Annotated in this window: 12 protein-coding genes; 8 read left to right on the top strand and 4 right to left on the bottom strand. The window is 63.0% G+C overall.

Annotation, left to right across the window (positions count from 1 at the left end; all coding sequences use genetic code 11):
• Window positions 1-42: 42 nt before the first annotated feature.
• Window positions 43-948 (bottom strand): LysR family transcriptional regulator, encoded by a 906-nt coding sequence (locus tag J1G37_RS19480; protein ID WP_124527999.1) that lies wholly within the window; start codon window positions 946-948, stop codon window positions 43-45.
• Between the two features lie 107 nt (window positions 949-1,055).
• On the opposite strand from J1G37_RS19480, the gene J1G37_RS19485 reads away from it, so the two are divergent.
• Both J1G37_RS19485 and J1G37_RS19490 read left to right on the top strand, forming a co-directional pair.
• Window positions 1,056-1,922 (top strand): MBL fold metallo-hydrolase, encoded by an 867-nt coding sequence (locus tag J1G37_RS19485; RefSeq protein WP_207044638.1) that lies wholly within the window; start codon window positions 1,056-1,058, stop codon window positions 1,920-1,922.
• A 34-nt stretch (window positions 1,923-1,956) separates the two neighbouring features.
• Complete coding sequence (locus J1G37_RS19490) at window positions 1,957-2,571, top strand: NAD(P)-dependent oxidoreductase (RefSeq protein ID WP_207044640.1); 615 nt, start codon at window positions 1,957-1,959, stop codon at window positions 2,569-2,571.
• 617 nt (window positions 2,572-3,188) lie between these two features.
• Here the strand turns inward: J1G37_RS19490 and J1G37_RS19495 are convergent.
• Window positions 3,189-4,061 carry a LysR substrate-binding domain-containing protein gene (locus J1G37_RS19495; RefSeq protein WP_207044642.1) on the bottom strand — a complete coding sequence of 291 codons (873 nt, stop codon included), beginning with the start codon at window positions 4,059-4,061 and terminating at the stop codon, window positions 3,189-3,191.
• A 111-nt stretch (window positions 4,062-4,172) separates the two neighbouring features.
• On the opposite strand from J1G37_RS19495, the gene J1G37_RS19500 reads away from it, so the two are divergent.
• The 4 genes from J1G37_RS19500 (at window position 4,173) to J1G37_RS19515 (ending at window position 9,741) form a co-directional block, all read left to right on the top strand.
• The gene (locus J1G37_RS19500) at window positions 4,173-5,798 is read left to right on the top strand and encodes a 5-guanidino-2-oxopentanoate decarboxylase (RefSeq protein ID WP_207044643.1); all 1,626 of its coding nucleotides are present in this window, start codon (window positions 4,173-4,175) and stop codon (window positions 5,796-5,798) included.
• Window positions 5,795-7,225 (top strand): aldehyde dehydrogenase family protein, encoded by a 1,431-nt coding sequence (locus J1G37_RS19505; protein WP_207044644.1) that lies wholly within the window; start codon window positions 5,795-5,797, stop codon window positions 7,223-7,225. Before J1G37_RS19500 ends, J1G37_RS19505 begins: the two co-directional genes overlap by 4 nt.
• A 255-nt stretch (window positions 7,226-7,480) precedes the next feature.
• On the top strand, window positions 7,481-8,668 hold the full coding sequence (locus J1G37_RS19510; RefSeq protein WP_207044646.1) for a cyanate transporter: 1,188 nt from the start codon (window positions 7,481-7,483) through the stop codon (window positions 8,666-8,668).
• A 137-nt stretch (window positions 8,669-8,805) separates the two neighbouring features.
• On the top strand, window positions 8,806-9,741 hold the full coding sequence (locus J1G37_RS19515; RefSeq protein ID WP_207044648.1) for a LysR family transcriptional regulator: 936 nt from the start codon (window positions 8,806-8,808) through the stop codon (window positions 9,739-9,741).
• Window positions 9,742-9,745: 4 nt separating this feature from the next.
• Here the strand turns inward: J1G37_RS19515 and J1G37_RS19520 are convergent, their stop codons facing one another.
• Both J1G37_RS19520 and J1G37_RS19525 read right to left on the bottom strand, forming a co-directional pair.
• On the bottom strand, window positions 9,746-10,108 hold the full coding sequence (locus tag J1G37_RS19520) for a 5-carboxymethyl-2-hydroxymuconate Delta-isomerase (protein ID WP_207044650.1): 363 nt from the start codon (window positions 10,106-10,108) through the stop codon (window positions 9,746-9,748).
• A gap of 55 nt (window positions 10,109-10,163) precedes the next feature.
• Window positions 10,164-11,087 (bottom strand): LysR substrate-binding domain-containing protein, encoded by a 924-nt coding sequence (locus J1G37_RS19525; protein ID WP_124525826.1) that lies wholly within the window; start codon window positions 11,085-11,087, stop codon window positions 10,164-10,166.
• Window positions 11,088-11,215: 128 nt separating this feature from the next.
• Here J1G37_RS19525 and J1G37_RS19530 point away from each other — a divergent pair, with 128 nt between their 5' ends.
• A complete protein-coding gene (locus J1G37_RS19530; RefSeq protein ID WP_207044652.1) occupies window positions 11,216-11,395 on the top strand; it encodes a hypothetical protein in 180 nt (59 codons plus the stop codon).
• Between the two features lie 40 nt (window positions 11,396-11,435).
• Entirely contained in the window at window positions 11,436-11,828 is a 393-nt protein-coding gene (locus J1G37_RS19535; RefSeq protein WP_207044654.1) for a VOC family protein, read from the top strand.
• Window positions 11,829-11,910 lie beyond the last annotated feature (82 nt).

The following is an 11,910-nucleotide window of genomic DNA, read 5'->3' on the forward strand; positions in this document are numbered from 1 at the left end:
AAGTTGCCATTATTGGGCGACATTCAACCGGTTTATATCGGCCTACAAACCGACGTCCCACGCCGGTTCCTGCGGAAACCTCACCACCAGAAAATCCAACAGGCTGCGCAACGCCGACGGCATGTGCTTGCGCGAGGCGTACACCGCGTAGATGTTCATCTGCCGGGGCTCGGCCTCGGGCAGCAGGCGCACCAGTTCGCCACGGCGGATGTGATCGCCCGCCTGATAGCTGGGCAGCATGCCCACACCGGCCCCGGCCAGCGTCACGCGCAACAGGGTGCTGGCCTCGTTGGCGGTGATATTGCCGTGCACCGGCACCGACACGTGCTCACCGCCCTCTTCGAAATGCCACAGGCTTTTACCGAAGTAGGAATGGGTGAGGCAGTTGTGCCGCGCGAGGTCTTCGACTTTCTGCGGCGCCGGATGCGCCAGCAGGTACGCGGGGCTGGCGCACACCACCGAACGACAGACGGTCAGGCGCCGGGCGATCAGGTTGGGGTCCAGGTCCGTGCTGGTGCGAATGGCCAGGTCGATCCGTTCATCCACCAGGTTCACCGTGCGGTCGAGCATTTGCATGTCCACCGTCACCAGCGGGTAGCGCTGCACGTACTCGGCGATGGCGTCGGCCAACTGCGCCTGGCCGAACGAGGTGCTCACGCTCAGGCGCAACAGGCCACGGGGCGCGTCATCGGGTTCGCTGACGGCGGCCTGCATGTCGCAACTCAACTCCAGCAGTTGCCGGCAACGCGGCAGGGTTTCGCTGCCGGCGGCGGTCAGGCTGAGCTTGCGCGTGGTGCGGTGCAGCAGGCGTGCGCCGACCCAGTCTTCCAGCTCCGCCAGGTAGCGCGAGACCACCGGGCGCGACAGGTCCAGATGATCGGCGGCGGCGGACTGGCTGCCCAGGTCCACCACGGTGACAAACACGCGCATTGCTTGAAGACGATCCATGATCTGCCCGATTTTAGAAACAAACTATGTCCCAGCATCGCATTTTTAGTTGCGTTTGGTGCAACTAAGCTCTGTGCATCCTTTGAATCGACTGCTGGAGCTGCCCGATGCTGTCCACCCTCAAGCGCTTGACCCTGGCCACCGCCGCCCTGGCCTTCGCCGCCCATGCGGCCGCGGCCGACCTGACCCTCGACGTGTACAACCCCGGTGAAGCCGCGATTTTCCCGGTCAGCTCGGTGCTGGTCAGCGGCGCGAAAGACGCGATCCTGGTGGACGCGCAATTCGGCAAGGCCCAGGCCGAACAGCTGGTGCAGAAGATCCGCGCCAGCGGCAAGCACCTGACCACCATCTACATCAGCCACGGCGACCCGGACTACTACTTCGGCCTCGACACCCTCACCGCCGCCTTCCCCGACGCCAAGGTGCTGGCGCCACAACCGGTGGTCGATCACATCAAGGCCACCGTCGCCGGAAAACTGGAATTCTGGGGCCCGAAAATGGGCGCCGACAAGCCGGCTAAAACCATCGTGCCGGACGTGCTGCCAGGCCACAGCCTGACCCTGGAAGGCCAGCAACTGGAGGTCATCGGCCTCGACGGCGCGCAGCCGGACCGCAGCTTTGTGTGGATTCCGTCGATCAAGGCCGTGGTCGGTGGCGTGGTCGTCGCCGAGAACATCCACCTGTGGATGGCCGACACCCAGAGCGCACAGTCCCATAAAGACTGGCTGGCGACACTGCAACGCATCCAACAGCTGAAACCGCAGACGGTGATCCCGGGCCACTACCTCGGCACACCGACGCTGAAATCGGTGGCCTTTACCGCCGACTACATCAGGGCCTTCGACATCGAAACCGCCAAGGCCAAGGATGCCGCCGCCCTGATCGCGGCCATGAAAAAGCGTTACCCGACCCTCGCCGACGAAAGCTCGCTGGAACTGAGCGCCAAAGTCGCCAAGGGCGAAATGAAGTGGTGAATGGTTTTAAACCCTTAACGAACTGGAGAACGTCATGAGCAAGATTGCAATCATCGGTGCCACCGGCCGTGCCGGTAGCCAACTGCTGGAAGAAGCGCTGCGTCGTGGGCATACCGTCACCGCCATTGCGCGTAATACCGACAAGCTCGCCCCACGGCCGGGCGTCACCGTCAAACAAGCCGATGCGCTGGACGCCGTGGCCCTGCAACACGCGGTCAGCGGCAACGATGTGGTGATCAGCGCCGCACACTTCGCCACCCTGCCCGCCAGCGCCGTGATCGGCCCGGTGAACAAAGCCGGGGTGAAACGCCTGCTGGTGGTGGGCGGTGCGGGTTCGCTGTTGCTGCCGGATGGCAGCCGCGTGATTGACAGCCCGGGTTTCCCAGCGGAGTACAAGACTGAAGCCAGTGCGGGCGCTGATTTCCTCGCGGCGCTGCGTCAGGAGCAGGAACTGGATTGGACCTTCCTGTCGCCGTCGGCGGAGTTTGTGGAGACCGAGCGCACGGGCACATTCCGCGTGGGCCAGGATGATTTGCTGGTGAGCAGTGAAGGCCGCAGCTGGATCAGCTTTGCCGACTATGCGATTGCGTTGATCGACGAAGTGGAATCGCCAAAACACTCGCGCCAGCGTTTCACTGTGGGCTACTGACACAAAGCGGTCAAAACCTGTGGGAGCGGGTGTGACTGATACACCGCCATCGCGGGCAAGCCCGCTCCCACAGGGGATTGGGTTCACACGCCAGATCAGGTTTGCACCGCTCAAACTGTGGGAGCTGGCTTGCCTGCGATGGCGGTGGGTCAGCTGCCTCTGGGTTGACTGACAGGCCGCCATCGCGAGCAAGCCCGCTCCCACAGGGGATTGGGTTTGCAGGCCAGATCAGGTTTGCACCGCTCAAACTGTGGGAGCTGGCTTGCCTGCGATGGCGGTGGGTCAGCTGCCTCTGGGTTGGCTGACAGGCCGCCTTCGCGGGCAAGCCCGCTCCCACAGGGGATTGGGTTTGCAGGCCAGATCAGGTTTGCACCGCTCAAACTGTGGGAGCTGGCTTGCCTGCGATGGCGGTGGGTCAGCTGCCTCTGTGTTGGCTGACAGGCCGCCTTCGCGGGCAAGCCCGCTCCCACAGGGGATTGGGTTTGCAGGCCAGATCAGGTTTGCACCGCTCAAACTGTGGGAGCTGGCTTGCCTGCGATGGCGGTGTTTCAGTCACACCGCTATCGCAGGCAAGCCAGCTCCCACAAAAGCCAGTTCCCACAGTTGGATCTGCGGTGTCAGGACTGTTGTGCCTGGCTGACCAGCCAATCCATCAACGCTTCAAGCCCCTCCGACGGTGCCGTCCCCGGCGGATACACCAGGAAATACCCCATCCCCGTCGGCACCCGCAGCGCAAACGGCATCACCAACCGCCCCGCCTTCACATCCTCGCCAATCAGCGCACTGTCGCCAATCGCCACGCCCGAACCTTGGGACGCCACCGTCATTGCCAAGTCCAGGGTTTCAAAATGATGCCCCTGGGCCAGGTTGCTCAAGTGCGTGTTCGCGGCTTTCAGCCACAGCGCCCAATCCCGCTCGTCCCGCGTAGGGTGCAGCAAGACCTGCTGCTGCAAATCCAGCGGGCGCTGCAAGTCGCCGAGTAGCGCGGGGGCGCAGACCGGTGTGAGTTGCTCGTCGAACAAATGCCGCGCCTCGGCCGGTTGCTCGGCGATGGGCGCGTAGATCAGCGCCGCATCGAATTGTTCGCGGCGAAAATCCACGCTGTAGGCCACGGTGGTGGTGAGTTCCACCGGCACGTCCGGGCGTTCCTTTTGCCATTGCATCAGGCGCGGCAGCAGCCAGCGCATCACGCAGGTGGAGGCCTTGAGTTGGAGGGTCTGGCGACGGCGGCCGATCTGCTCCACGGCGTCACCGATCAGGCCAAATACCTGCTGCGCGCGCAGCGACCATTCGCGGCCTTCATCGGTGAGGCTCAAGCCGCGCGCCTGGCGTTGGAACAGGGCGTAACCCAAATGGCTTTCCAGCCCGGCGATCTGCCGGCTCACCGCACCCTGGGTGATGTGCAATTGCTCGGCGGCGCGGGTGAAGTTGCAGCACTGGGCGGTCACCCAAAAGGTGTGCAGCGCGGGCAGCGGTGGCAGGCGTTTCATCGCGGTTCAGCCATGACGTGAGGACATGGCTAGTATGACTTTTTATCGATTGTTGCCGCTACCGGCCAGCCGCTCCAATACCGCCTCGAATCCATAACAAGAGCGACCTCAATGGCGACCTGCGGCGAAGTATTGGTCAACCTCCTCGAAGGCTACGGCGTGGATCAGGTGTTTGGCATCCCCGGCGTGCACACCGTGGAGATGTATCGCGGCCTGGCCCGCTCGGGCATCCGTCACGTCACCCCGCGCCACGAACAGGGCGCCGGTTTTATGGCCGACGGCTACGCGCGCACCAGCGGCAAGCCCGGCGTGTGTTTCATCATCACCGGTCCGGGCATGACCAATATCACCACGGCCATGGGCCAGGCCCATGCCGACTCGATCCCGATGCTGGTGATTTCCAGCGTGCAATCGCGCAGCCAATTGGGCGGCGGGCGGGGCAAGTTGCATGAGCTGCCGAACCAGGGCGCGATGATGGCCGGGGTGGCGGCGTTCTCCCATACCTTGATGTCGGCGGAGGAGCTGCCCGGCGTGTTGGCGCGGGCGTTCGCGTTGTTCCAGGCTGGGCGACCGCGACCGGTGCACATCGAGATTCCACTGGATGTGCTGGTGGAAAACGCCGATGCGCTGCTGGGCAGTGAGCCGGTCAGCGTGGCGCGCGCAGGGGCCGCGCCGGCGGCGGTGAAGCAGATGAGCCAGTTGCTGGCGGCGGCCAAGCGGCCGTTGATTTTGGCCGGTGGCGGCGCCATCGATGCGGCGCCCGCGTTGACCCGGCTTGCAGAAGCGCTTGGCGCGCCGGTCGCGCTGACGATCAACGCCAAGGGCATGTTGCCGTCGACCCATCCGTTGCTGATCGGCTCGACCCAAACCCTGGTCGCCACCCGCGCGCTGGTGGCTGAAGCAGACGTGGTGCTGGCCATCGGCACCGAGCTGGCCGAGACCGACTATGACGTCACCTTCGCCGGCGGTTTCAAGATCCCCGGCGCCTTGCTGCGCATCGATATCGACGCCGACCAGACCGTGCGCAACTACCCGCCGCAGGTGGCGCTGGTGGCCGACGCGCAGATCGCTGCCGAGGCGCTGCTAGGCGAATTGACCCGCCAGCCGCTGCCTGCGCGTGATGCCGATTGGGGCGCGCCACGCGTCGCCCAACTGTGGGCCGAACTGGCGCCCACCTGGGACGCCGCCACCCGCGCGCAAACCCTGTTCCTCGACACCGTCCTGCAAGAGCTACCCACCGCCATCATTGTCGGCGACTCCACCCAGCCGGTGTACAGCGCCAACCTGACCCTGAACCTCGACCACCCGCGCCGCTGGTTCAACTCGTCCACCGGCTACGGCACCCTGGGCTACGCGTTGCCCGCCGCCATCGGCGCCTGGCTGGGGCGTGGCGACGGGCAACCGGTGGTGTGCCTGATCGGCGACGGCGGCCTGCAATTCACCCTGCCGGAACTGGCCAGCGCCGTGGAGGCACGCACGCCCATCATCGTGCTGCTGTGGAATAACCAGGGCTACGAAGAGATCAAGAAATACATGGTCAACCGCGCGATCGAACCGGTCGGCGTGGACATCTACACCCCGGACTTTATCGGCGTGGCCAAGGCACTCGGTTGCGCCGCCGAACGCATCCAAGGCATTGAACAGTTGCGCAGCGCCTTGCGCGCTGCGACGGATCGCCAGGGGCCGACGCTGATTGAAATCGACCAGACACTTTGGATGCGGGAGGTGACGCAATGAACGGTATGTATATCAACGGTGAGTGGCGTGAAGGCAGCCAAGTGCTGGAGGTGATCAACCCGGCCACCGAAGCGCTGCTGGCGCACGTCAGCGTAGGCGACGCCACAGCGGTGACACTGGCGGTGGATGCCGCCAGCGCGGCGTTTGCCGAGTGGTCGAAAAGCACCGGCCGTGATCGCGCCGCGCTGTTGCGCAAGATCGCCGAGGGCGTGGGCGCGCAGCGCGAACAGCTGATGCACCTGCAGTCGAGCAACAACGGCAAGCCGCTGTTCGAAGCGGGTATCGATGTGGACGACGTGATCGCCACGTTCGAGTACTACGCCGCTGTCGCCGAGGGCATGGACGCCGGGCAAGACCGCCCGGTCGAACTGCCCACTACGGATTTCAGTGCACGCCTGCGTCGTGAGCCGTGCGGCGTGGTCGGGCTGATCGTGCCGTGGAATTTCCCGATGGTGACCACCGCCTGGAAACTCGCCCCGGCCCTCGCCGCCGGTTGCTGCGTGGTGCTCAAACCCTCGGAAGTCACGCCGCTGGCCGAGCTGCAACTGGCGCGAATCATCGCTGAAGTGGGCTTGCCGGCCGGCGTGTTCAACCTGGTGTGCGGCACCGGTCTGGCGGTAGGCGCACCGCTGGTGGCGGACCCTCGGGTGGCGAAGATTTCCTTCACCGGCAGCAACGCGGTGGGCGTGCAGGTGATGCAACGCGCGGCCGAAACCATCAAGGGTGTGAGCCTGGAATTGGGCGGTAAATCGTCGCTGCTGGTGCTGGCGGATGCCGACCTCGACCTGGCCGTGGAGCTGGCGTGTGGCGGTGGTTTTTTCAACGCGGGGCAGATGTGTTCGGCGACCAGTCGTGTGCTCGTGGCTGACAACTTGGCGGATGAATTCCTGCGCCGCTTGCAGCTGCGCGCTGAAGGCATCCGCGTGGCTGATCCGTTTAGCGACGACGTGGAAATGGGCGCGCTGATCAACCGGGCGCAGTACCAGCGGGTGCTCGGGCATATCCGGCGTGGCATCGAGGACGGCGCACGGTTGCTGTGTGGTGGGGAGCGTCCTGCGGGGTTGGAAAAAGGCTTTTTCATTCGGCCGACGGTGTTCACCGATGTGCCGCTGGACAGTGCGCTATGGAACGAAGAGATCTTCGGCCCGGTGTTGTGTGTCAGACGTTTTGCCACTGAAGACGAGGCTGTTGCCTTGGCCAACGACAGCGATTTCGGCCTGGTGGCCAGTGTGGTCAGCGCCAATGCCCAAACCGCAGAGCGCGTGGCCAATGCCTTGCAGGCCGGGCTGGTGTGGATCAACGCGCCGCAGGTGATCTTCCCGCAGACGGCATGGGGCGGCTACAAGCAGAGCAGCATCGGCCGCGAACTGGGGCCGTGGGGGTTGGCGGCGTTTCAGGAGGTCAAGCATGTGATCAGGTCCGTCTGACACCGAAAATCCCCCTGTGAAATGGGGGACAACTGTGGGAGCTGGCTTGCCTGCGATAGCGGTGTGTCAGTCGCCGGAGATGTTGACTGATGTACCGCTATCGCAGGCAAGCCAGCTCCCACATAAGCCAGTTTCCACATTTAGAGAGGTGGTGTGTCGGCCACCTGCAATTTTTAGATAGCGCCTGCGACTTTCTCATTTGCCCCCCTGCCCCGCCCATGGCCTGATTCGCCCTCGCTCATTCAAGGCAGGCCCATGGAAAACGCTCAGGCAAAACCCACCACCGCCGTTTGGCTGATGATCAGCGTGGTGCTGGTCGCCCTTAACCTGCGTCCGTCGATGGCGGCCGTGGGCCCGTTGTTGTCGTCGATTCGCGGCGAGGTGCCGCTGAGTTTCAGCAGCGCCGCGTTGCTGACCATGTTGCCGGTGATGGCCATGGGGCTGGCGATGTTTTTCGGCATGGGCGTGGCCAGGCGCCTCGGTGAGCACCGCAGCATTGTGCTGTCGCTGGTGGTGATTGGCGTGGCGACGCTGTCGCGGTTGTTTCTGGATTCGGCGCTGGAGTTGATCGTCAGCGCGATTGCCGCCGGGGTCGGGATTGCCTTGATCCAGGCGTTGATGCCGGCGCTGATCAAATCGCGGTTCAGCGCCAACGTTTCGCTATTCATGGGTTTGTACGTCACCGCCATCATGGGCGGCGCGGCGCTGGCGGCGTCGTTCGCGCCGTTTGTGCAGGTGCAGACCGGCAGTTGGCGGATCGGCCTGGCGGTGTGGGCCGTGCTCGCCGGGTTGGCGTTGCTGTTCTGGTACGCGCAGCGCGCGGCATTGCCGCCGATGGCGCCGGCCGGTTCCACTCAGCAAGAGTCGTTTTTCGGCAACCGTCGCGCCTGGTTGCTGGCGATCTTTTTTGGTCTCGGTACAGCGTCCTACACCTGCGTACTCGCCTGGCTGGCGCCGTACTACGTGGAGCAAGGCTGGAGTGAACAGAACGCCGGTTTGCTGCTGGGCTTTTTGACCGCGATGGAAGTGGTCTCCGGCTTGGTCACCCCGGCCATCGCCAACCGGCGCCGGGATAAACGTGGGGTGGTCGCGGTACTGCTGGTGCTGATCATCCTCGGCTTCTGCGGCCTGATCCTCAGCCCGCAACACCTCAGCCTGTTGTGGCCTTGCCTGCTGGGCCTGGGCATTGGCGGCCTGTTCCCGATGAGCCTGATCCTGTCCCTCGACCACCTGGACAACCCGCGCCGCGCAGGTGGCCTGACGGCCTTTGTGCAAGGTATCGGCTACCTGATTGCAGGCTTGTCACCGCTGATTGCAGGGATGATCCGTGACCAGTTGGGCAGCTTCGAATGGGCCTGGTGGTCGTTGACGGCGGTGGTCGTGGTGATGCTGCTGATCGTCACGCGCTTCAATCCCCAGCATTACGCGCGGCATATCCGCTGACGTCGTGTTGCTAACAGTATTTGTCCCACACCCAACATAGAAACGACCTACAGATTATTCTAATGGCACGGCCGTTCCGTTAAGCTTTTGCGCTGTCTTGTACTGAGTTCGGTACAACGGGTTTACGGACGAAACCGATGTTAAACAGTAACTTGCTCAGAAAGCTCGATATGCAGGACCTGATGGTGTTTATCGCCGTCTACGACCAGAGCAGCGTTACCGACGTGTCAGAAACGTTGTTCGTCAGCCAGTCCACCGTGAGCTATAGCCTGAAGAAACTGCGCACCAGTTTTGAAGATGAGCTGTTTATCAACACGCGGGCGGGCATGCGTCCGACGTACAAGGCCACCAGCATGTATGGCCATGTGCAGAAAATTCTTGAAAGCATCAACCTGTGCCACGCCGGTGGCCAGGCGTTCGATCCGACGCAAAAGGCGGTGACCTTCAATGTGTGCGCGCCGGAATACTTCGAACAGTTGATCCTGCCGCGCCTGCTGAAGACTTTCGACCGTGCCGACCTGCCGGTGATCGTCAATGTGCAGAAGCTGGAGACCGACATCCCCGCCGACGACCTGCGCGAAGGCCGCCTGGACCTGGTGATCTGCTTCGGCCCGCACTTTCACCGCGCCCATAAAGATTTCAAGACGCAGATGCTGCTGGAAGACGACCTGGTGTGTGTGTTCGACAAGCGCTCAGCGCCGAGGGAGCCGGCGTTCAGCCTGCAATCCTTTGTCGAACGGCGCCATGTGTTCCCCACGCCGTGGACGTCCGACACCAACATGATCGACGGCTGGCTAGGGCGTCAGGCCCACAAGCGCCAAGTGATCGCCCGCGCCAACAGCTACGGCGCGGCGCTGAAGATGATTACCGGCACTGACTTTATCGTGACCCTGCCGCGCCGTGTGCAAAAACTGCTGGCACCGGCCAGCGTGTTTGGCCATTGCGAAGCGCCCAACGGCTTGCCGGGGTTCACCCTGGATATGCAGTGGAATGAAACCAGTGAACAGGACAGTGCCAATACCTGGTTTCGTGAGCAGGTGGTGAAGGTGTGCGCGGATCAGGGCTTGTTGTAGTCCATCAGCCGATGGCGACTTTGCTGTAGGTGTCGCGGTCCATATCCCGCACTTCGACGCTCAGTTGCACCTGCACACCGTCCGGCCAGTCGCCCAGATCTTGCAGCACGGACAGCAGGCTCTCCGACAGTTGCTTCTTGATCTGCGGCGAGCGCCCGCTGAGCAACGCCAAGCGCACCGCGACAAACCCACGCTCGTTCAGGCCGGTGCCTACACGAAAACTGTCGATTTCTATTGCACGGCTTTTGATATCAAACTCGGCGCCGAACTGACCGGAGGCCACCAGCGCATGGTTCAGGCGCAAAAGGGCCTTATCGGTGTCCAGTTGCGTCAGGTTGGCGGTGTATTCCAGGTGCAGGTGTGGCATGGGTGGCTCCGAGACAAACATAGGAAGATTCCTAGGTATATCACGGATAAAACCCTCAGGCTTGGGTTGCCTGCCCTCGGTCACTCATAAACGCTTCCAGCCGCGAGCGCACCCAGCGCTCGGCCGGGTCGGTGTCCACATGACTGAGCCAGACCATGGATAAATCCAGGGTCGGCGTTTCGAACGGAAACGGCTCACAAAACAGGTGGCCCGACACGGCCATGGCCTCGGCGGTGTAGTCCGGCAGGCTGGCAATCAGGTCGGTGCCGGCCAGCAGCGCCGGCAATGCGCTGTATTGCGGCACCGACAACACCACCTGGCGCTTGCGGCCGATTTCCGCCAGCCACTCATCGGCAAACCCCGACACGTTGGCCGTGTGGGACACCAGCACATGGGGGCGTGAGCAATATTCATCGAGGGTCAGCGGTGTGTCGGACGCATCGGCACGCAGGATGCGCGGCAGGATATGGCGCAACAGCTTGCGCTTGGCATTCGCCGGCAGGCCACGGGTCTGGGTGATGCCGACGGTGATGTCGCCGGACGCGAGCAGGTCGGGAATGCGCCAGTAGTCCACATGCTGCACCACGAAGACCACGTTCGGCGCTTCCCGGCGCAAGCTGCGCAACAACGGTGGCAAGAGGCCAAATTCGACATCATCGGACAGGCCGATGCGAAAGGTCATGGTGCTGATGGACGGGTCGAAGTCGTGGGTCAGGCTCAAGGCTGACGACAGCGAATCCAGGGCGGGCGACAGGTGCTGGATGATTTCCTCGGCGCGCGCCGTGGGTTCCATGCGGTGGCCGACGCGAATGAACAGCGGGTCGTTGAACAAGGTGCGCAGGCGGTTGAGCGCCGAACTGATGGTGGGCTGGCCGAGAAACAGCTTTTCGGCAACCCGCGTGACGTTGCGCTCCAGCATCAGTGCTTCGAAGACCACCATCAGGTTGATGTCGGCCTTGCGTAATTCATTGCGATTCATCGGCGCCTGCCCCTTCCCCAAGACAAGCCGCAGTTTAGAAAGCCCGTGGGGCTGCGTCTATGTGCACACTGTTCATCGGAGGGCTTTGGGACTATAAATCAGCTTTCCAGGGTCACAGGAACACCATCGTGCTGGTCATTCTCGCCTTGGCCATTGTCGTGGCCGGGTTCTGCCTATGGGTTATCCGATTTGTCGCACACCCCACGGTGAGGACGTTGCTGCGGGTGTTTGTCGGTTTGTGCCTGGCGGCGGCGGTGGCTTTCCTGGTGCTGGCCTGGGGGTTTCCCATTGCGCTGCTGGTCTCGTAATCCAACGTACAGTCATTCTTTGAGCAAGGACCGCTGAATCATGAAATTTGCCTACACCATCATCTACGTGCCCGACGTGGCCGCCTCCCTGGAGTTCTTCGAAAAGGCCTTCGGTTTCAGTCGCCGTTTCCTGCATGAATCGGGGACGTACGGTGAGCTGGAAACCGGTGAGACCACCCTTTCGTTTGCCGCGCATGAATTGGGCGAGATGAATTTCCAGGGTGGACATGTGCAGGCGCATGGGTCCAAACAACCGCTGGGGATGGAAGTGGGGTTTGTGACTGAAGATGTGCTTGTCGCCCATGCCAAGGCGCTTGCGCAGGGCGCGACCGAGCTGTCGGCGCCGAGCGCCAAGCCTTGGGGGCAGGTGGTGTCTTATGTGCGTTGCCCGGATGGCACATTGGTGGAACTGTGCACCCCAATCCAGGGCTGAACATTGAACCCATGTGGGAGCTGGCTTGCCTGCGATGGCGGAGGGCCAGTCAATGAATTTGTTTCTGACCCGCCGCCATCGC

Source organism: Pseudomonas sp. Marseille-Q1929 (assembly GCF_017316265.1).
GTDB lineage: Bacteria > Pseudomonadota > Gammaproteobacteria > Pseudomonadales > Pseudomonadaceae > Aquipseudomonas.